The organism is Jannaschia donghaensis (genome assembly GCF_001403795.1).
Lineage (GTDB): Bacteria > Pseudomonadota > Alphaproteobacteria > Rhodobacterales > Rhodobacteraceae > Jannaschia > Jannaschia donghaensis.
In genome coordinates, this window is sequence record NZ_CXSU01000011.1 from 840,815 (window position 1) to 861,419 (window position 20,605).

20 protein-coding genes are annotated in these 20,605 nt (G+C 64.5%); 9 read left to right on the forward strand and 11 right to left on the reverse strand.

Features of this window, described 5'->3' with window-relative positions:
- Positions 1 to 34: 34 nt before the first annotated feature.
- Positions 35 to 1,303: an acetylornithine deacetylase/succinyl-diaminopimelate desuccinylase family protein gene (locus tag JDO7802_RS08595; protein ID WP_055084509.1), complete on the reverse strand. Its 1,269-nt coding sequence runs from the start codon at positions 1,301 to 1,303 to the stop codon at positions 35 to 37.
- A gap of 126 nt (positions 1,304 to 1,429) precedes the next feature.
- On the opposite strand from JDO7802_RS08595, the gene JDO7802_RS08600 reads away from it, so the two are divergent.
- The 7 genes from JDO7802_RS08600 to JDO7802_RS08630 all read left to right on the forward strand — a co-directional run bounded on the left by JDO7802_RS08600 (position 1,430) and on the right by JDO7802_RS08630 (position 8,594).
- Positions 1,430 to 2,500 (forward strand): GumC domain-containing protein, encoded by a 1,071-nt coding sequence (locus JDO7802_RS08600; protein ID WP_055084512.1) that lies wholly within the window; start codon positions 1,430 to 1,432, stop codon positions 2,498 to 2,500.
- Between the two features lie 49 nt (positions 2,501 to 2,549).
- The gene (locus JDO7802_RS08605; RefSeq protein WP_055084514.1) at positions 2,550 to 3,665 is read left to right on the forward strand and encodes a hypothetical protein; all 1,116 of its coding nucleotides are present in this window, start codon (positions 2,550 to 2,552) and stop codon (positions 3,663 to 3,665) included.
- 33 nt (positions 3,666 to 3,698) lie between these two features.
- Complete coding sequence (locus JDO7802_RS08610; protein WP_055084516.1) at positions 3,699 to 5,615, forward strand: AAA family ATPase; 1,917 nt, start codon at positions 3,699 to 3,701, stop codon at positions 5,613 to 5,615.
- Complete coding sequence (locus tag JDO7802_RS08615; protein WP_055084518.1) at positions 5,612 to 5,923, forward strand: hypothetical protein; 312 nt, start codon at positions 5,612 to 5,614, stop codon at positions 5,921 to 5,923. Before JDO7802_RS08610 ends, JDO7802_RS08615 begins: the two co-directional genes overlap by 4 nt.
- Positions 5,924 to 6,344: 421 nt before the next feature.
- The gene (locus JDO7802_RS08620) at positions 6,345 to 7,664 is read left to right on the forward strand and encodes a DUF6638 family protein (protein ID WP_055084520.1); all 1,320 of its coding nucleotides are present in this window, start codon (positions 6,345 to 6,347) and stop codon (positions 7,662 to 7,664) included.
- A gap of 1 nt (position 7,665) precedes the next feature.
- Entirely contained in the window at positions 7,666 to 7,932 is a 267-nt protein-coding gene (locus tag JDO7802_RS08625; protein ID WP_055084522.1) for a hypothetical protein, read from the forward strand.
- An 11-nt stretch (positions 7,933 to 7,943) separates the two neighbouring features.
- Entirely contained in the window at positions 7,944 to 8,594 is a 651-nt protein-coding gene (locus tag JDO7802_RS08630) for a DUF1523 family protein (protein WP_055084524.1), read from the forward strand.
- A 12-nt stretch (positions 8,595 to 8,606) separates the two neighbouring features.
- Here JDO7802_RS08630 and JDO7802_RS08635 read toward each other — a convergent pair whose 3' ends face one another.
- The 8 genes from JDO7802_RS08635 to JDO7802_RS08670 all read right to left on the reverse strand — a co-directional run bounded on the left by JDO7802_RS08635 (position 8,607) and on the right by JDO7802_RS08670 (position 15,408).
- Entirely contained in the window at positions 8,607 to 9,653 is a 1,047-nt protein-coding gene (locus JDO7802_RS08635; protein WP_245624148.1) for a type I restriction endonuclease, read from the reverse strand.
- Between the two features lie 69 nt (positions 9,654 to 9,722).
- Positions 9,723 to 10,067, reverse strand: a complete 345-nt coding sequence (gene mnhG / locus JDO7802_RS08640) for a monovalent cation/H(+) antiporter subunit G (RefSeq protein WP_055084529.1) — start codon at positions 10,065 to 10,067, stop codon at positions 9,723 to 9,725.
- The gene (locus tag JDO7802_RS08645) at positions 10,064 to 10,402 is read right to left on the reverse strand and encodes an MrpF/PhaF family protein (RefSeq protein WP_222836399.1); all 339 of its coding nucleotides are present in this window, start codon (positions 10,400 to 10,402) and stop codon (positions 10,064 to 10,066) included. The genes mnhG and JDO7802_RS08645 overlap by 4 nt, the downstream gene beginning before the upstream one ends.
- A 13-nt stretch (positions 10,403 to 10,415) precedes the next feature.
- Positions 10,416 to 10,892, reverse strand: coding sequence for a Na+/H+ antiporter subunit E (locus JDO7802_RS08650; protein WP_055084531.1), 477 nt, complete (start codon positions 10,890 to 10,892; stop codon positions 10,416 to 10,418).
- Positions 10,889 to 12,397: a Na+/H+ antiporter subunit D gene (locus tag JDO7802_RS08655; RefSeq protein ID WP_055084533.1), complete on the reverse strand. Its 1,509-nt coding sequence runs from the start codon at positions 12,395 to 12,397 to the stop codon at positions 10,889 to 10,891. The genes JDO7802_RS08650 and JDO7802_RS08655 overlap by 4 nt, the downstream gene beginning before the upstream one ends.
- The gene (locus JDO7802_RS08660; protein WP_055084535.1) at positions 12,394 to 12,753 is read right to left on the reverse strand and encodes a Na+/H+ antiporter subunit C; all 360 of its coding nucleotides are present in this window, start codon (positions 12,751 to 12,753) and stop codon (positions 12,394 to 12,396) included. The genes JDO7802_RS08655 and JDO7802_RS08660 overlap by 4 nt, the downstream gene beginning before the upstream one ends.
- A 1-nt stretch (position 12,754) precedes the next feature.
- Positions 12,755 to 13,174 (reverse strand): Na+/H+ antiporter subunit B, encoded by a 420-nt coding sequence (locus tag JDO7802_RS08665; protein ID WP_055084537.1) that lies wholly within the window; start codon positions 13,172 to 13,174, stop codon positions 12,755 to 12,757.
- The gene (locus tag JDO7802_RS08670; protein WP_055084539.1) at positions 13,171 to 15,408 is read right to left on the reverse strand and encodes a putative monovalent cation/H+ antiporter subunit A; all 2,238 of its coding nucleotides are present in this window, start codon (positions 15,406 to 15,408) and stop codon (positions 13,171 to 13,173) included. The genes JDO7802_RS08665 and JDO7802_RS08670 overlap by 4 nt, the downstream gene beginning before the upstream one ends.
- A gap of 98 nt (positions 15,409 to 15,506) precedes the next feature.
- Between JDO7802_RS08670 and JDO7802_RS08675 the strand changes: the two genes are divergently transcribed.
- Both JDO7802_RS08675 and JDO7802_RS08680 read left to right on the forward strand, forming a co-directional pair.
- Complete coding sequence (locus tag JDO7802_RS08675) at positions 15,507 to 16,427, forward strand: hydrogen peroxide-inducible genes activator (protein ID WP_055084541.1); 921 nt, start codon at positions 15,507 to 15,509, stop codon at positions 16,425 to 16,427.
- 48 nt (positions 16,428 to 16,475) lie between these two features.
- Positions 16,476 to 17,222, forward strand: coding sequence for a TSUP family transporter (locus tag JDO7802_RS08680; protein ID WP_055084543.1), 747 nt, complete (start codon positions 16,476 to 16,478; stop codon positions 17,220 to 17,222).
- Positions 17,223 to 17,233: 11 nt separating this feature from the next.
- Here JDO7802_RS08680 and JDO7802_RS08685 read toward each other — a convergent pair whose 3' ends face one another.
- Positions 17,234 to 19,543, reverse strand: coding sequence for an aldehyde dehydrogenase family protein (locus tag JDO7802_RS08685; RefSeq protein WP_055084546.1), 2,310 nt, complete (start codon positions 19,541 to 19,543; stop codon positions 17,234 to 17,236).
- Between the two features lie 47 nt (positions 19,544 to 19,590).
- Entirely contained in the window at positions 19,591 to 20,544 is a 954-nt protein-coding gene (deoC, locus tag JDO7802_RS08690; RefSeq protein WP_055084547.1) for a deoxyribose-phosphate aldolase, read from the reverse strand.
- Positions 20,545 to 20,605: the final 61 nt, after the last annotated feature.

Below are 20,605 nucleotides of genomic sequence, written 5' to 3' on the forward strand. Positions count from 1 at the left end.
GCGACGATTTAAGCCGGATGGCCTGCGCCGCAAGTCACGTCAGCAGTTTGGCCAGGGTCAGCGCCATCACCTTGCCCGCGTCCATCATGTCATCTACGCCGATCCATTCGTCGGGCTGATGCGCCAGGTCCAGAATGCCGGGCCCATAGGCGATGCAGTTCTTCAACCGCCCGATCCGGTCGATATGTTTTTGGTCGTAGGTGCCGGGGCTGACGACAAATTCCGCCGACTTGCCCATCACCTCGCGGATCGCGGCCTCGACCGTGCGCACGACGGGCGCGTCTTCGGAGGTCATGCTGGGCTGCACCTCGAACAGATCGCGGATTTCGTAGCGGAAATCAGGGCGCTTTTCCCGGATCCGCTCCATCATTTGCGTCACTTCGCGCTTCACGTCGGCGATGTCCTCCTCAATGAGGAAACGCCGGTCAATCGTCAGGGTGCAACGGTCCGGCACGCAGGCCGATGGCAGGCCGGTGTAATCGGCATCCTGCACCGGCTCGCCTCCGTGGATGGCGTTGATGTTCAGCGTCGATTGCTTGGCCCCGTCGGGCACCACGGGCATCTCGGTCCGCTTGCCGGCCAGCAGGGGAAACAGCGTCGCCTCCATTTCGTCGAGGACGGCACCCATGTGCCGCACCGCGCAATCGCCCAGAAACGGCATGGAGCCGTGGGCGATGCGCCCATTCGTCTCGATCTCCGCCCACCAGACGCCGCGATGGCCCAGACAGATACGATCCTTGTTGAGCGGTTCGGGAATGATGACATGCTGCACGCGGGCCGGGTCGAAGAACCCCTTCTGCGCAAGGTATGCCACGCCGCCGAAACCGCCCGATTCCTCGTCCGCGGTCGCCGAAATCTCGATTGCGCCCGCAAAGTCTGGCCGCAGGGCGACGAAGGCTTCGGCGGCCACGATGCTGGTCGCCAGCCCGCCCTTCATATCGCAGGCCCCGCGCCCCCAGACGCGCCCGTCCGAATGTTCCGCACCGAACGGGTCCTTCGTCCAGCCGTGGCCCACGGCAACGACGTCGTGGTGGCTGTTGAAATGGACGCATTCGCCGGGACGCGACCCTTCCAGCCGACAGATCACGTTCCAGCGCGGATACCGGTCGCTGTCGCCCGGTGCGCCTTCGGCCCGCACCATTTGGACCTGCCAGCCCTGTGCGCCCATGCGATGTCCGACCCAGTCACAGATGTCGCGGTAACGTCGGCCCGGCGGGTTCAGCGTCGGAATTTGGATCAAATCCTGAGTGCAGGAGACAAGCGCCGCGCGTCGGGTTTCGATCTCGGTCAACAGGCGGTCCATGTCGTCTCCTCGTGGCGGCTTGGCAACATTGGGGGCTTTCCGATGGCTTGACCACTCCCGCGACACGAAATCGTCCCCATCTGTCAGCTATAGAACGACAAATGATTCAAAGAGGGGACGCATCCGGTGGCCAATTTCGAGACCCAAGTGAAGGAAAGCCAGGCGCAGGTCGCCCAGGCACAGTCGAAGATCGTGGAGGTGACCAGCCGGATCGAGGCCGCGCGCTCCAAGCTCGACCAGGGGATTTCCATCGACGTCGAGAATGCCACCCTGGAAGAGGTACACGCCCACACCGATCTGATGAATGCGAACATCGCGGAACTCATCATGGGTCTGGACGATGTGACCGCCGGATTCTCCAAGGATTTCGACGAGATGCGGACCAAGACCGGGATGGAGAGCTTCATCGGCATCTTTGCCCGCGGTAAGTCCGAGTCGATGCGCCAGGAGCGTTTGCGCTCCGCGTCGATCGACGACAAGCTGCAGGACCTGATCTCCAAATCCGACACCATCACCAAGTTGCTCGAGGGGCAGCTGGCGACGCTCAACGATCAGAAAGCGCGGGTCGAAACCAACCTGAGCGCGACATTGGTCGACCGCGAGGCCGCCGTCTCCGAGCTGGAGCGTATCCGTTCCGAGATCACGGCGATGGACCCCCGCCTGATTGATCTGGAGAATAAGATCAGCGTCGAACAGGACGCATCCAAACGCACCCAGCTGGAGACCGATCTGGCCGAGGCCAACACCCGCCACAACGAGCTTGTCCAGGCCGAGCAGGTGGCCCTTGCCCGCTCGCAAACGCTGGAACGCTATATCGAGAAGGGCAAGACCTGGGTCGACAGCCTTCAGAACCAGGCGGCGACCCAGATGGTGCTGATCAACAAGCTGGCCACGGACACCAAGCAGCGTGTTGTGCTCTACGACGCGCTGTCGAAGTCGCTCAAGACCGCCCAGCAGCAGGACGTCGCCCACCGCATCAACGAGATCGGGGTCAAGACCGATCAGGAGGCGCAGCAGGCCATGGCCGCCATCGGGGCCGCCACCAACACCCGCATGGCCGAGATGCTGGAAGCGCACGAGGATCATATGGTTTTCGCCCGCGACGTCCTGGAGGCCAAGCAGAAGGCCGACGAACGCTTCGCCCGCCGCTTCGGTGCCATCGTGGAGAAGCATGACAAGAACCTCTACGGGGGGTGAGCCGCGTGCCGCACCTGTTCGTCGCGGGCCGTCAGTCGGGACGGACCGGATGTCGCTGAAGGTCGATCTTGTCCGCGACCATTCGGGCCTGCAGGAAAACCGGCAGGCCCGGAGGTATTTCGCCAAGTTCGAGAAGATCCTCGAATACCTGCCGCGCATCGCCGGCGAGATGGAGCGCGATGGCCGCCTGACCCGCGCCGAACTGGTCGTTGTGGGCGGGCATCTGGATGCGCTGGGCCACACGTTCCGCGCGCTCAGCCACAAGTATCTGATGACGGGGCGCGACACCGGCGTCTTTCTCGGATCGCTCATGGTGGATCGGCACGCATCCGGTTTCCCGGTCTTGCAGGAACTGCTGTCCATGGCGTCGGACGCGGCACAGGCGGACGACGCGCTTGCGCGCCTGCCGGACGTCGCCGAACTCAAACGTCAGATGATCCAGACCATCGTGGGCGAACGGCGCATTCCGACCCATCTGCAATACGCGATGTCCCAGCGGCTCTACCTCGATGAACTTCGGCAAAAGGATCTGTTCTGGCCGCGCAACGACGTGCGGATGCAGGTGCTGCCGGGGTCGGGGACGCGGCATCTTCTGCATTGGTCGGCCTGGGACGGGCAGCGGAACCTGCCGGTGATCTGGTTGATGGAGGTGGAGGATGTGGGCGGTCGTCAATTGCCCGGCGACTTCGCCCGGATGACGCGGGTCAGGGGCCATCTGATGGCCCAGGCCCTGCCGGACCTCAAACTGGTGACGGTCGCCACCGGCTTCGACGACGATTTCGAGGATATCCACCCCAAGCGCCTGCAACGATTGACGGTCGGCCCGATGTATTCGTCGGCCTTCACCCTGCAGACCGAAGGGCTGGGCAAGGTGCTGGAGGCCGCGCGCGCCCCGGCGGGCGAGGATTGGGCGCTGGCCTGGACGTTGGAGACGCTGGTGTCCCGCGACACGACGCAGGAACGGGCCGGCTGGTTCTCCTCGGTCGAAAAACAGATCTGGGACCTGCCCGATATGCACGCGGGCAACACCGGGGCCACCCGGATCGAACGGGCCGCGATTTTGCCTGAACGCGTTTATCAGGCGTTGACGGAAACGCCGGCACCGGGGTTTTCGGATGTCGTGAAATACGTCGTCGGGGACGGGCGTCTGTGGCGCGCGGATTGATGGCATGGAATTGGACGCAAGGAAGGACGCGACATGAGCCTGTCGGGTGACGCAATGGAACTGACCGAAGCCGAGATCACGGCCCGCTATGACGCGGCGCTTGCGCTGCTGTCGGGGTTCGATCACGCCCCTCGCTTTGGCAAGGCGTCCGACGCCCCGCGCGTCGAGCGGTCGCCCGGGATCGGCACGCGGTCGCGGTTTCGGTCCACCACGCCCGGCCTGGTCACGCGCCGGACGGTGCCGTCCGCCGGGGTCCATCTGCGCGATACGGTGGAGGGCGACGGCCTTGTCACACCCGCCCGTGCGCAGGTATTGCAGGCGATGCGCCGCGCGCTTGCGATCGCGCTGGCCGTCGGGGCCAAGTTGGAGGACCGATCGGGTTTGGACGCGCTCAAGGCCGCGAACCTGGCCGGACGCCTGCCCGATGCCGACCGCGCGAAATTCACCGAATTGTTGGAGGCCGAGGCGCTGGCCGTGGGTCATGTCTTCGCCAACGCCACCGCTTTTCTGATCTCGCCCCTGCGCGGATCCATCTCGGTCGAGGTGCCGTCCCCCGAGGAGGTTCTGGCCGACAACGCGCAGATCATGCTCGAAGGTCTGCTCTGGGAAATCGACCAGCGGCTTTCGGGGGTGGAGGAGGAACGCCTTGTCGCCACGCTTGCCGCGCAATGCGAGGTTCTGCTCGACCGTTTGGCCGACCGGGCGCGCAATGCCGCGCGCAGTGCGATCTTCGCCGACGTCTCCTACCGGATCGAAGCCGACGACCTGAGCCTGAACGGTTTTGCCCCGGCCCTGCGCGCGGCCGGCAAACCGCTCGTGATGCAGTTCAAGAAACCGCATGAAGTCGTGGGCAACCACATCGCCAAGCATCAGGCGCTCAAGCTGTCGAAGATGCTGATGGCCTATGATTTCGAGCGCAAGCTGAACCCCTTCGCCGACCTGGGCGGCTTCATCTTCACCTTCATGGGCGACGGCGCGCCGGGGACGGGCAAGACCACGCTGATCCAGATGATGGCCGGACTGATCCACGGCTATTGCGACGTGGCGGGCTATCCGTTCCGGTACGAAAACCTGTCGACCGACAGCATCGACAGTTATCAGGGCAAGTCGGCGCAGAACGCCAAGGCCTTCATCAACGGCGTGCTCGACCCGAACGTGATCGGTTTCGGAACCATCGACGACATCGACCAATTGGCGGGCAAGCGCGGCGACCGGCAGGCCAGTGCGGGCCAGTTGGAGATCACTTCCGTTCTGATGGAGAGTTTCGCGGGCGCGAACACCGTCGTGCGGGGCAACTGCACCTTCGGCATGTTCTCCAACTACCCCGAGAACGTGGACGACGCCCTGCGCCAGCGGGCGGGCGCGCGGTTTCTGGTGGACGGGCCGCAAACGCGGGACGATTACATCGACATCCTTTCGCTGCTTCTGGGCAAGCGGCACGACATCCCGCTGGGCGACCACGATCTGTTCGCCGCGCAGGAATTGACCCGCGCGGTGGCCGAGAGTTTCGCCAAGCATTCTCGCCCGGCGGAACAGAAGCTGGCCGAGGTATTCGACGACGTCCGCGGCAAGATCGGTGAGCTGGACACGATCGCCAGGATCGGCACCTATCTCAAAGGTATTCAGGCCGCCGACGAACGTTTCACCGGGCGCGCGATCAAGAACATCACCGACGCTGTAAAAGTCCGCGCGATGGATGTCGAACTGCCCGATGCCTGGTTCGAGGACCCCGCGACCTTCATGCATAGACCCTACGATACCAAGATGGAGATGGTGGGCGAAATGCGCGTGCCGATCACCACCGAGATGGTGATCCAGGAGGTGAACCGCTACGCCGATTCCGAATTCCGCTATGCCGATAAGTCCGATGAGGCCGCTATCGAGACGGCGGTTCGCGACATGGGCCGGATGGAGGAAGCCAAACGGCGCTACATGGCTGGGAAGGCATGATCGCGACGGTCGTCCTCCCCCTCGCCCTTCTGGCCCTGACGGCTTGGGTCGTACCCTGGGTGCTATCTAAAGTACTGCCGGAAGGGGTGTTCTGGCTTCTGCTGATCGGCGTATTGTCTGCGGTCGCGCTGACCGTCGTGTCGGCGCTCGGGTTCTACGTCCTCTATGGGCAGGCCGGAGAGGCGGTGCTGGACGCGGCCCCCTGGCATTTCGTCGTGCTGTCCGCCCGCGCAGCGTTGGTCTGGGGACCGGTGATGGTGCTGTCGCTGGCGAACATTCCGAAGGGCTGGAAGGAGGCGGTGTGGTGAGTGGGTTCTTTGCATTCTCCTTCTTGTTGGCCCTGTGCTTCTACGCACCACGCTTTATCGCACCTTTTCTCCCCCGGACGGCCTTCGGATTGGTCAGCAACGGTATTTCGGTTCTGTCCTGTGTAACTTTGGTCGAATTATTCACCTACCATCAGATCACTCATGCAAGTTCTGGAGACGCGCTAGTTTCTACGGCGCGGTCGCTCATCGGGTGGATACCAATGACGTTTTGGGGCGTCTCGCGCCTACCTAGGACTTGGACGAAGGCCGACTGGGATCGTATTCCGTACACGTGGGCTGGGTTGGGGCTATGGACAGGATACCACGAAGGTGCTGCGCGCCTGCCTTCCACTGGAGACGACGACGCAGATTTTAAACGTCGCGGTGAAGTCGATCAGGCGCCGTGGGGAGAATTTCACTGATGAACCGCCTCATTCGCCACGGCCTCATGTTCGCCGGTCTCTTCGAGGTTTCCTCCCCCGCTCTGGTCGAACGCTACAACCGTGCGCTCGAACATCTCTCCGGCAAGCGAACGACACTCGACCACTTCCATATCGACCTGTCTGGCTTCTCCCCCGAGGTCGGGGACGAGCTGGACGACATGGGCTATCTCAATCCCGGTGGCTGCAACCGGCAGATCATTCTGCTGTCGACGCAGCAGCGCAACGCGCCCTTGCTGGAAATGAAGTTCTCCACCTCGGCCACCATCATCCGCGACTTCATCGATGCGAACGAGGCGCAGCTGTTTCGTCTGACCGCCCGCGATGCCGTGGCCGGCGAGTTGCAGAATTCGGTCTATTCCGTGCCGCACCCGCAATCGCTTCTCGATATACGTTCCGTCACGGTCGAGGCCGATACGACGACCGGTATCGTGCGCGACGCGGCCAAGCTCGACACGCTCATCACGCGTTTCAACGAAGATCCCGACGCATGGTGGGACGACGTATTGGTCGCGCAGATGATCGGCCTGGCGCGCACGACGGGCGATGTGACCCGCGCACCCGTCACCTTCCAGACGCCCAATTTCCGGCAGGACGATTTCTGGACGTCGCACCACGGCGGTCTGTATGTCTTCCGCTCGGTCGAACATCCGGCCGTTCTTGCGGCATTGCCATTCGACGCGTCCGGTATCGACATGATCGACGTGACGGACACGAACGCCGTCGCCACGTTCTTCGTGCGCAACGGCCTGCTACAGCCCATCGTGGAGGGACGGGGGGAGGCCGCCGCCGGCATCCTGCGCGAAAAACTGGAGCATCTGGCCATCGACGCCTTGGGCCACGCGGGCCACCTGCCGGACCGCACCGACGACCGCGCCCTGCGCCGCGCCATGCAGACCCACGCCGATGCACTGCCGGTGGCGGTCAATGCGCTGGGTGCGATGCTGGCCTGGGCGGAAGGGCGCGGCGACTGGCCCCGGATCGACAGCAGCAATCCGGCATATTTCCACACGATGCGCGCCGCCCCAGGGCCGTTGCGCGATCTGGTGAACATGGTCCTTGCCGAACTTGCCCCGCAGGATTTTCGGCAACTTCATATCTGCCACAAGCCGCTTTTCTACGCCCGCTACCGCGCCATGCCAGAGGCGTTGAAGGAGTGGGTCGCGGAACGCCTGGCGCGCGACTATGCTGCCGATAAGGCGGGGGTGTGGAAGCATCTGTATGCGGCGGATGTGCCGGCCGACATGCCGAAGGTAAAGCGCGAAGGCTGGCCCATCGCAAACAGGGGGCCCTGGGGATAATATGTTCGGTCTGTTACGTCTTTTCGTCGTGCTGATGGTTTTGCTGACGATCGTTTACTGGGCGCTCGTCTTTTATCTGCGCGCGGGCGAACGCGACCGGCTGGAGGCCGAGTGGGAGGCCGAGCAGCCGCCCCTGCCGCGTGAACGTTATGTCGAAATCGGCATCCGCGACTATCAGGGTAGCCTGCGCCGCAAATTGCTCTGGGGGGTGTATATCGTGCCCATCGGCACCATCTGCGCATTGATCTACTTCGTGAACTACGCCTGAGAGGCCGCCCGATGACCTATGTGAAATGGATATTCCTGCTTCTGGTCGCGGCGATCGTCGGCGCGTTTTTGCACTACACCCTGCCGCAGACCGATATCGTGCGCATCGTCGGCACGGAAAACCGCCGTATCGATTTCGGCGAGAATTCGATTTTCTGGGCCTCGCCCGACGTCGGCACGACGGGCCTGACGACGCGCGACGTGCGTTTCATCGAAACGGTGCGCGAAGGCGGGCGTCCGTCGGTCTATCGCAACGAGGATACGGGGTGGGGCTGGCCGCCGTACTTCAAGCTCGACTCCTCGAACCTTCAGGCCGAAGCGCGGGATCTGACCTCTACCTCTGCCGCGCCGCAATGGGTGGCGCTGACACATTACGGCTGGCGTTCGGAACTCCTTACGATCTTCCCCAACGCGGTGGGCGTGCGCCCGGTCGATGGGCCGGACGCGACGACGATCCCGTGGTTCAACATCATTTTTCTGACCATCCTTGCGGCGATCGTCTGGGCGATCACGGTTCGCATCATTCGCTTTCGCCGCAATCGCATTGACCCGATCCTGGAAGATGCGGGGGAGGCGTGGGACGATGCCGGCAATGCCGTGTCCGCGCGGCGCAAGGGGGTCCGCGCCTGGCTCGACACTTGGAAGAGCAAGCCGCGGAACTGAATGGGCGTTTGCTCAGGCGGCGTATTTCAGCGCCGTGGCCCGCAGCCTTTCGGCGAAGCCCAGCATATCGTCGAGTGAATTGATCGGCTGACGGTCCTCGGCCTCTCCGTCGAACAACCCCACGAATTTCTGGCTCCGGTTGAAGTGCAGGCGCAGCAACGGCTTGCGATTGTTGTCGTCGAGCAGGATCGCGCAGTAGCTCTTGGCGTCGCGCAGGACGATCCTGTCTCCGGCGACCGTTCCGCGCAGCAGGGTCTTGACCGTCAGCCAGCCCTCTATCTCCGCCTCGGTCGTGACGGTCTCGGCCTTGGCAAGGGGTTGGGCCGCCGCCTGTTCGCTGGGCGTGTCGTCCAGCGCGGTGTTCAACCGCGACCGGACCCGATCACGAACGATATCGGTCAGGGCCATGCCGATCCCGGACGCGATCATCGCCCGGATCTCGGAGTTGAGACGCCCGTCATAGACGTCGGAGGCCACCAACTTGACCAACCCGTCCGACGGCTCTGCCATCCATGTGGTCAACGTCTTCTTGATGGCTGATACGTATTTCAGGCGTTCCGCCTGTGCCAAAATGTTGTCCAGATCGAACCCGTCGCGTGCGAACTTCTCCAACTCGGCGACGGCCTGCGCGGAGTAGTCGAGCAGATCGAAGGTGAAGAACGGTCTCCGGTCCAGCTTGTTTGCCTCCTCCAGGTCGGAATGAAACCTGAACTCCCGCCCGTTGGTGAGAACCGCGAAACGGGCTTTGGTCACGCTGAAATAGCGGTAGAGCTGGGCAAGGTGCTTTTCCGACAATGTCGTCGACATGCCTTTGCACTCGATCAGGATCGACACCTCGCCATCGCGCATCACGGCGTAATCGACCTTCTCACCCTTTTTGCCAACCGCGTCGGCGGTGTACTCGGGCACGACTTCGGCGGGGTTGAACACATCGTACCCCAAAGCTTGCAGAAACGGCAGAACAACGGAGGTTTTCGCCGCTTCCTCGGTCCCGATGGTGGCTGCGTGCAATTCGACCCGTTTTGCGAGTTGCGACAGCGCCTGATCCAGATTGCTCAACGTAATCTCCATAGTTTTCAAAACTATGGCTATGCAAGCGTTGCGCTGTCAACACGGCCGCCCGGAAGGTCAGTCGTCCCGCACTCCCAGTTTTGCCTTGGCGTCCGGGTCGACCGTCGTCGGCCCCCACAGCGGCACGCCCGACCGGAACGCGGCGCGGCCGATCATATGCGCGCCGACCGGGGCCGTGATCAGCAGGAACACGACGATGGCGATCGCGCGGGCCACGGTGGGCGCGTCGGCGAAACCGGCGGCGACGGCCAGCATGATCAGGCCGCTGGCCAGCGTGCCGGCCTTGGTCGTCGCATGCATCCGGATCAGAACGTCCGGCAGGCGCAGGATGCCAAGACCCGCGATGAAGGCGAAAAACCCGCCCGACAGGACGCAGAACGACAGGAAGAGTTCCAGGATCATGGGGGGCCTCCGTGGTCGTCGGCGCGGTGCAGGTGTGCGGCGTCGGGGCGCCTGACCTTCCGCTCCACGAAGCGGGCGAGAGCGACGGTGGCGAAAAAGCCGATCAGCGCCGTCACGACGGCCACGTCGAGAAAGGTCGTCGTCCCGGTGTCGATGGCGTAGAGGCCGCAGAACGCAACGATCAGCACCGTCATCGTGTCGAGCGCGACGACCCGGTCCGGCAGGGACGGACCCTTGATGAGCCGCACCATCGCCAGGAGGATGGCGGCCATCACGAGCACGAAGGAGATCTGCACCGAGGCGTTCAGGATCGGCATCTGTTCGATCAGCGTCATGTCGGCGTCCCCCTCATTCCAGTGCCTCCCGCACCCAGCGTTCCATTCCGTTCTCGATGTTCGCCGCGATCTTTTCGGGATCGTCGGCGAACATGGCGTGGATGACCAGCGTATTGCAGTCCTCGGTCACGTCGAGGCTGAGCGTGCCGGGAGTGAGTGAGATCAGATTGGTGACCAGCAGCACCTCTGCCTCGCCCTTCGCCTTGAGCGGGATGCAGATGATGCCGGGGCGGGCGCGGTGGCGGGGCGTCAGCACGTCCCACGCCACGGAGACGGAGGAGACGACGAGTTCGTAGTGGAACAGCACCAGCAGCTTCAGCCAGCGCCAAACGCGGACGAAGTAATTCCCCGGCTCGCCGAACAGCGGTTGGATCACCCACAACGCGACGAACCCGACAACGAACCCGATGCCCAGTCCACCCAGTGTAAATTGCCCCGTCAGCGCGGCCCAGGCCACGGCCAGCAGCAGATTGAGGAGAAAGACACTCATTGCACCGCCTCCGGCGCGCCCAGGACCGCCGTCAGATAGGCCGTCGGATCAAGTAGGTCTTCTGCCGCCCGGGTGGCGATGCCGACGAAGGGTTCGGGAAACAGGCCGATGATCACGGTCAGCGTCGCCAGCCCGGCGATCGGGGCCAGCATCGCAAAGCGATCCCCTGCGGGCAAGGTCGACAGCGACGGCACGATCGCACCGGGATGCGGCTTCCAAAAGGCGCGTCCCCAGATCTTCGTCATGGAATAGATCGTCATCAGGCCAACGGCCAATGCGGCCGCGGCCACAAGCCATAACTCCAGGTCGAGCGACGCTTTTACCAGAACGTATTTCGCCCAGAAGCCCGACAGCGGCGGAAATCCGGCCAGCGAGAAGGCGGGGATCAGGAACAGGAAGGCCAGCAGCGGCGCGCCCTTGTAGAGACCGCCGATGTGGTCGATCTCGGTCGAGCCGGCGATGCGGTTCGTCACCCCTGCGACCAGAAACAGGTTCGCCTTCACGATGATGTGGTGGACCAGATAGAACACCGCGCCGGTCACGGCGAGCGGGGTGTAAAGCGCCAGGCCCAGTACCATATACCCGATCTGACTGACGATGTGGAACGACAGGATGCGGCGGAAATCGGTCTGCGCCGCCGCCCCCAGAACGCCGGTGATCATCGTCGCGACTGCGACCCACAACATCAGCCCGTGGGTCCAGCCGATGTCCTGCGTGAAAACCAGCGTGAACATCCGCATCATCGCATAAACGCCGACCTTGGTGAGCAATCCCGCGAAGACCGCCGAGACGGAGAATGCGGGCGTATGGTACGCTGCCGGCAGCCAGAAGAAGAGCGGGAAGACCGCCGATTTGATCCCGAACCCCACCAGGAACATCGTCGCTATCACCGTGACCAGACCGGGGTCCGCATCCTGCACCTTGTAGTGCAGGTCGGCCATGTTCAGCGTGCCCGTTACGCCGTAGAGCAACCCGATCCCGGACAGAAACAGGATGGTCGAGATCAGGTTCAGCGTGACGTATTTGATGCCCGCATCCATTTGGACGCGTCTGCCGCCCATCACCAGAAGGCCGAAAGAGGCGATCAGCATCACCTCGAACCAGACATAGAGGTTGAACAGATCGCCGGTCAGGAAGGCCCCGGTGACCCCGGCGATCAGGACCTGGAACAAGGTGTGATAGCCGACATGCTCCATATCTTCAGTCACGTCGCCCACAGCATAGATCGACACCGCCAGCGCGGTGATCCCGGTGATGACGACCATGACGGCCGACAGGGTGTCGGCCACCAGCGTGATGCCGAACGGCGCGGCCCAGGTGCCCATCTGCGCGGCCTGTATCCCATCGGTCAGCACCCGCGACAGAAGCATTCCCGCCGCGACCAGCATGCAGGCCGACCCGGCGACCGAGATCCACCGCGCCTCCGTCCCCTTGCGAAAGAAGAACGCCAGGATGGCCGTGACGAAGGCGATCAGGATTGGCAGCGGCAGGAGAACGTCGCTCAAGGCTTCTCCTCCGGCTCGGCCAGGCGCATGTCGTCGGAATCGAGCGTGCCCATCGTCTGGTAGGCGCGGTACACCAGCACCAGGGCAAACGCGAACAGGCCGAAACCGATGACGATCGCCGTCAGCACCAACGCCTGCGGCAGCGCGTTCGCCACGCCCGGCGGCGGCGCATCGGCACCATACGCAATCAGCGGCGGGGCCTCGGGCGTCAATCCGCCGGACGCGAAGATCAACAGGTTGGCAGCATTGGAGATCAGGATCAGGCCGAACAGGAAGCGCAGCACATTGCGCGCCAGCATCAGATAGACGGCCGCGGCGACCAGTGCGCCGACCATGAGGGCGATCAGGAATTCCATCTCAGACCTCTTCTTCCAGCGCGAAGACCATCGTCAGAACCGCGCCCAGCACCACCAGATAGACGCCAATATCGAACACGAGGATCGTCGACAGCGGCGTGCCCTTGTCCGTCTCGGTGGCCCCGATGAACAGCCATTGCCCTGCGAACAGGCCATCGCCGGGAATGAACCCGGCCAGACCGGCCAGAAGGGCAAGGCCAAGCCCCGCCATCGCAATCGTTTGCGGGTCGATCCGAAGGGCGACGCGGGCCGCCTTGCTGCCGTGGGCCACGGCATAGAGGATGAACCCCGTCGCGCCGATCAACCCGCCGATGAACCCGCCGCCGGGTTCGTTGTGGCCCCGCAGTAGCATCCAGATCGAAAACATCAGGAGCAGCCCGACAAGGAGGCGCGTCGCCGCGCGCACGATCAGGGAGGTCATGGCGTCGGCCTCCGCGTGCCCTTGAGCAGCGCATAGGCCCCGAGCGCCGCGATGGCGACGACAGCGATTTCCCCGAACGTGTCCAGCGCGCGGAAATCGACCAGGATTACGTTCACGATGTTGCGCCCGTAGGCGAGGGGGGCCGAAGCCTCCTCGAAGAAGCGGGTCAGTTCCATGTCGATCGGCGCGGCCTGCACGGCCAGCATGATCACGGTCGTCAACGCCCCGACGGACAGCGCCAGGATCAGGTCCAGGCCGCGCACGGTCTTGACGTATTCACGGTTGAGATACGGCAGCTTGAGCATCGCCACCGCGACCAGAACCACCTGCAGAACCTCGACCAAAAGCTGCGTGATCGCGACGTCGGGCGCGCCGAAGATGATGAAGATGAGCGCCACGCCGATGCCGACCACGCCAAGTGAAGCCACCGCCGTCATTCGCGAATTGGTGACCGCCGTAAGCAAGGCACCGGCCACGATGAAGATCAGGACGGCCCAATGCTTGAACTGCAGATCGTCCAACGGCGGGATCACCGGCGTCAGATCCGCCCGCCAGACCGACGCCGCCATGGCCAGCGCAAGCGCGAGAAACGTCACGAAGATGTAGCGGCGCAACTTGCCGGTCTGGATCATCCCGGTCAGGCCCTTCGACCCGGCGGCAACCCCGTCCATCAACCGGTCCCAGCCGGGATCGAACCGTGCCTTGAACCGCGACAGGCCGGCCCGCAGCCGTCCGTGAACCAGATACAGCAGGAACCCGACGCCAAAGGTCGCCAGCGACAGAAGGAAGGCGGTGTTTACCTCCTTGAAGAGGTAGAGATCGACCTCGACGGGCCCGCCGGCCACGGCCGCGGCCGCCGGGCGGACCAGCGTTTCGGCCCAGTCCGGCATCACGCCGAACGTCAGACCCATGCCCGCCAGCAGGACCGGCCCGACCAACATCGGCCAGGGCCCCTCGTGCGCCTTGACCGGCGTTTCCGCCAGCTTGCCCACGAAGGGACGAAACGCGACGATACCACCGGCGACGAACATCAGGACCGACGCGGAAAAGATGCAGCCCAGCACCCAGATCATCGCGGGCGCGTCCAGCGCGGCCTTGTACATGAACTCCTTGCCGATGAAGCCGAACAGGGGTGGCAAACCGGCCATGCTGGCCGCCGCGACCATCGCCACCAGCATCGTGACCGGCATTGCTCGCCCCAATCCGCGCAACACCGTCGCGTCGCGCGTGCCGGTGCCGTGATCGACCACGCCGATCATCAGGAACAGTGCCGCCTTGTAGAAGCTGTGCACGATAAGGAAGGTCATCGCCGCCTCGATGGCATAGGGCGTGCCGACCCCGATAAACATCACCAGCGTGCCAAGTGCCATCAATGTGGTGTAGGCCAGGATCTGTTTGATATCGGTTTGCCGGATCGCGACCAGCGACGCGAAGACCGCCGTCACGCCGCCCGCAATCACCAGCGTCCAGAACCAGATGTCGGTCCCACCAAGGGTCGGGTTCATCCGCGCCAACAGGTAAACGCCGCCCTTCACCATCGTCGCCGAATGCAAATAGGCGCTGACCGGTGTCGGCGCGGCCATGGCGTTGGGCAGCCAGAAGTGGAACGGCACCTGGGCCGACTTGGTGAAGGCCCCCGCGATGAACAGCCAGAAGATCGCCAGATACATCGGATGATCGGTCAGCGTCCCCTCGATCGCGGAAATCTCGAAGGTGCCCGCCGCCGTGCCCAGCACGATGATCCCGGCTAGGAACGCCAGTGCCCCCATGCCCGTCACGACCAGCGCCTGAAGCGCGTTGCGCCGGGCCTTGGCGGCATCCGCGTCGAACCCGATCAGCAGGTAGGACGACACCGTCGTCACTTCCCAAAACACGAACAATGCCAGCAGGTTGTCCGACAGAACCAGCCCCAGCATTCCGACCATGAACACCATCAGATAGCAGACGAAACGCGTGTAGTGTACGTGTCCGACCAGATAGCTGGACGCATAGAGCGTCACCAGCGTCCCGATCCCCGTGATCAGCAGCGCGAAGGTCAGTGACAGCCCGTCCAGCAATATGCCCAGCGACACGCCCAGCGACGGAACCCAGTCCAGCCGCCAGACAAGGACCTCGCCGGTGGCCACGGCGGGAATATGCTGCGCGAACCAACCGAACAGGGCCAAGGGCAACAGGATGGAGATCCATCCGGCGGGCCCGCCCAGAAAGCGACTGTCTGTATGCGTATTCGCCATCCGGCCCTCTTTGCTTGGGCAGGAAATAAACGAAAGCTTTGATTGTTCAAGTCACCCGACTATCTTAACTTCGATAGACAGGAGCTATCGCGCCGAAAATGCCGACATTGCAACAATTTCGCTACCTCGTCGCGGTCGCCGACACGCTGCACTTCCGCCGCGCCGCCGAGTCGGTGCACGTGACCCAGCCGACCCTGTCCACCCAACTGCGCGAGTTGGAGGAGAAATTGGGCGTGCAACTGGTCGAACGGTCCCGCTCCGGCGTGACGCTGACGCCGATCGGGCATGACATCGCCACGCGCGCGCGGGGTCTTCTGCGCGATGCCGCCGATATCGCGACGCTGGCCCGATCGGGGGCGGATCCGCTGGCGGCGACGATCCGGGTGGGCGTCGTCGGCTCCCTCGGGTCCTATTTCCTGCCCCTCGTGATTCCGACGCTTCATGCGTCCTATCCCAAGCTGAAATTCTATGTCCGCGAAGGCACGGCGCTGGACCTGTTGACCCGGATGCGCGCCGGCACGCTCGACCTGCTGTTCTTTCCGACCCCGCTCGACGATCCGACGCTGCAGGTGGCGCCGCTGTTCCACGAACCGCTCCTGGTGGTGCTGCCGTCGGATCATCCGTTGACGGCGAATGCCGTCGTCGACCGCGCCGCCCTGCGCGGCGAGACGGTGATGACGTTGGAGGCGGGGCACCGGCTGCACGACACCGTGGCCGACCTGTGCACTGAAACGGGGGCCGTCCTGTCGCTCGACTACGAGGGTACGTCGCTCGACACCCTGCGGCAGATGGTGGCGACCGGGCTGGGCCTGTCGGTCCTGCCCGCGCTCTACGTCCGCTCGGAGGTGGCGCGGGAAGATCTCGTGACTGCCCGCCCGCTGTCCGATCCCGCGCCAGGGCGGGACATCGGCATGGTCTGGCGACAGACATCCGCGCAGGGTGATGCGTATCGCGCACTGGCCGCCGCCATCCGCGACACGTTGCGGCGCACCGCACCCGAAGTGCGGGTCATCGACTAATCCGAACTGGCCCTATCGTTGCCGATACGGACGGGGCAGGTTGATCGAATGGCCGACCTCGATCTGCTCCCCGCCGACCTTGCCCTGCTGGCGGCCATTGCTTTCGCCGCCGGTCTGGTGCGCGGATTTTCCGGCTTTGCGCTTTCCGCTCTCGTGATGGCGTCGGCCGTGCTGATCGTGCCGCCCGCGCAGCTGATCCCGATCTGCTGGGTGCTGGAAATGACGGCGTCCCTATTGATGGTGCGGGGCGGGGTGGCGGATGCGGATCGGCGCATCGCGTTCGGTCTGGCCTTCACCTCGGCGCTTGGGGTGCCGCTGGGGCTTTATTTGACGACGACCCTGCCGGTCGACGCGACGCGGGTTCTGGCCCTGACCGTCCTGGTCACCCTGGCCGTCCTGCAACTCGCCCGCATCCGCCTTGCGGTCCTCGCCACGGATGGCGGCCTGTATGCCACGGGCCTGATCGCTGGCATCGTGACCGGCATCGCGTCCATCGGCGGCATGGTCGTGGCGCTTTACGTCTTGGCACAGGACCGGCCGGCGCGGGTGATGCGCGGCTCTCTGGTCCTGTTCCTATTCGTCTCGTCGGTCTTTTCGCTGATGTGGTTGCTGGGCTACGGCGTGATGACCGGCCAGGCCTTTGCGCGCGGCGCCATCCTCGCCGGGCCCTGTGCCGCGGGTGTCATTTTGGGCAAGCGGATGTTCAATCCGACGTTGGAGCCCTATTACAAACCCTTCGCGCTGTGCCTGCTGATCGGTCTGGCCAGCCTCAGCCTGCTGCGGACGATCGTATAGCGCGGCGTGGCTCAGACGCCGAACGGGATCCAGATCGTCTGCACATCGGTCGCCGCATTCAGGAACGGCGCGGCATCCGTCGCCGTCCAGTCGCGCGACCGCCCGTCGTTGACCCAAGTGCGTTTCAGGTCCACCGCCGCTTCGCGTTCCACCGTCGCCGCGATATCGGCCGAGGAGAAACTCCAGACGGCATCGACGTCCATATGCCCCGCCAGATGCGGCGCAAGTTCCGCATGGTCGCCGGTCAGGATGTTGATGACGCCGCCCGGCACGTCCGATGTCTCGATCACCTGTACCAGGTCGGTCGCAGTCAGCGGTGCGCTTTCAGGGGCGACCAGGACCAGGCGGTTGCCCGTCGCCAATGCCGCGCCGATCACCTGCGCCAACGCCACCAACGGACGGTCTTCGGACGCAAACGCCCCGATCACGCCCATCGCGGGGTTCAGCGTCAGGGCCAGCCCGCCCATCGGCACACCCAGCGTCCGACCATCGTGCTTGTCGGCCCAGGCGGCCCAGCGGAACAGGTGGCGCACCGCCTCCGTCGTTTCGCCCTTGGCCCCGGTCTGCGCCGTCAGGCGAGCATCGAATTCATCCGCCCGCGCCGACAGATTTTCCGCCAGATAATACAGGATCTGGGCCCGCATATGCCCGGTCGATCCGGCCCAGGACGCCGCCGTCCGGGCCGCGTCGACGGCATTGCGCACGTCCTTGCGGTTCGCGACGCCGACGTCTCCGACGGTGCCCTTGGGCCCGATAACGGGTCGGGTGTAACCGCCGTCGGGCCGGACCTGCTTGCCGCCGACGAACATCTTGGGGGAGCGGTCGACGTCGGACAACACCACCTGCGCGCCACCCGAAGAACTTAGCTTCGCAAGCGCCTTGCCCACCGCGGGGCGGACATAGGCGCCCAAGCCGGCAATGCCGCCCTCGCGCCCGAAACCGGATTCCCGCATGCCACCGAAGGGGGCCGCAGCGTCCAGCATGTTGGCCCCGTTCACCCAGACGACGCCCGCCTTGATGCGCGGTGCGGTGTGCAAGGCCACGTCGATGTCCTGCGACCAGACGGAGGCGGCCAGTCCGAACCGCGTGTCATTGGCCAGCTGCACCGCTTCGGCCGGGGTGCGGAACGTGGTGGTGGCCAGGACGGGGCCGAAAACCTCCTCGGCCATCAGGGGATCTGCCCCGTGCAGATCGGTCACCAGGATCGGCGGCAGATAGCATCCGTCGGGGCAGGTGCCGCGCGTCACGGTGCCGGACGTACGCTCCAGAATCGCAAGAACGTTGGCGCGGTGATCGGCGTGGACCATCGCGCCCATGTCGACCGATTTGTCCAATGGATCGCCGACGCGGATCTTGGCCATGCGTGCCTTCAGGCGGGCGTGGAAATCCTCCGCGATGCCTTCCTGCACCAACAGGCGGGACCCGGCGCAGCAGACCTGACCGCCGTTGAACCAGATCGCATCCACGATCCCTTCGACAGCGGAGTCGATGTCGGCATCTTCGAACACGACGTAGGGGCTCTTGCCGCCCAGCTCCAGCGTCAGGCCCATGGCGCGGCCCGCCGTCTCCCGGCGCAGGACGCGGCCCACTTCAGTGGACCCGGTGAAGGCCAGCTTGTCGATCGGGCTGGCGACCAGCGCGGCCCCCGTGTCCCCATCGCCCGTCACGATGTTGACCACGCCCGGCGGCACGCCCGCGGACGTGCAGATGTCGGTAAAGGCCAGCGCGGTCAGGGGTGTCCATTCGGCGGGCTTCAACACGACCGTGTTGCCCATGGCCAGCGCCGGCGCGATCTTCCACGACAGCATCAGCAGCGGAAAATTCCACGGCACGATCTGGCCGCAGACGCCCCAGGGTTCTGCGTTCGGCATGGTTTCGCTGCGCAACGCCGCATGGCCCGCGTGATGGTAGAAATGCCGCGCGGCCTTGGCGACGTCGATGTCGCGGGATTCGCGGATCGGTTTACCGGTGTCGAGCGTTTCCATAACGGCGAACAGCCGCGCGTGCTTTTGCAACCCCCGCGCGATGGCATAAAGAACGCGCGCCCGGTCATGGTCCGATGTGGCCGCCCAACCCTTGGCGGCCTTGCGCGCGGCTTTGACGGCCTGCGCCACATCCGCCTCGGTCCCTTGCGTGACCTGCGCCAGCGTTTCGCCCGTCGCGGGGTTCACGGTGTCGAAGGTCGTACCGGGCTTTTGCCGCTTGCCATCGATGAAATGTCCAAAGGCGCGCCCGTGGGTGTCAAGCCAGTCGTCGGCTTCGGTCCGGCTTTCGGGGGCAGGACTCCAGTCCATGCTTTCAAAGATGTCGGCCACGGTCATTTTGCGCCTTCTCTGCTTTTTCAAATCGCCGGGCGTGCCGGTCCGTTTCAGCCTGCGGGATGCCGGTGACCGGCCGAATACCGGCCCGTGACGTGATGCTCCAACTGCCGCTCGATATCCCCCAGCAGGGACGAAGCGCCGAAGCGGAACAGGTCGGGGCGCAGCCAGCGGTCGCCCAGTTCTTCCTTCAGAAGCGCCAGATAGGTGATCGCGTCTTTCGATTTGGACACGCCGCCCGCCGGTTTGTAGCCGACCTTGAATCCGCTCATCGCCTCGAAGGACCGGATCGCGCGCATCATGATCAGGCTGACGGGCAGGGTGGCGTTGACGCTTTCCTTGCCGGTCGATGTCTTGATGAAGTCCGATCCGGCCATCATCGTGACCATGCTGGCGCGGGCCACGTTCTTGAGCGTGCCAAGCTCGCCGGTGGCCAGGATCGCCTTCATGTGCGCCGTGCCGCAGGCCGCGCGCATCTGCGCCGTCTCGTCATAAAGGGCCTGCCAGTCGCCGGTCAGGACGTGGCGGCGGGAGATGACGATGTCGATCTCGGTGGCACCGGCGGCGACGCTCTCCTCGATCTCGCGCAGGCGCAGGTGGAACGGCGACAGGCCGGCCGGAAACCCGGTCGACACGGCGGCAACAGGAATGCGGCCCTGCACGGCGTCCACGGCCGTCGGCACCATCTCATGATACACGCAGACCGCGCCGGTGGTCAGATCGGGCAGGCCGATCGCGTCCAGCAGGTCGGGGCGCACGGGTTGCAGCGCCTTGGCACACAGACGACGCACCCGACCCGGCGTGTCGTCGCCCGACAGCGTGGTCAAATCGATCATGCTGACCGCGCGGGCCAACCAGGCGGCCTGATGGTCCTTCTTGAGCGACCGGCGCGCGGGCAGGGTCGCGGCGCGCCGTTCGACGGCCGATGTATTCACGCGCACCTCCGCGACGACCGCGGGGTCGAAGGGCAAGCCGGCGTTGCGGGGCAGGTCGGTTGCAGTCACGCGCGATCCGTCGGTTTGGGCAGCATCAGGGAAAAAGACGTGCCACGCCCCCCGGGGGAGT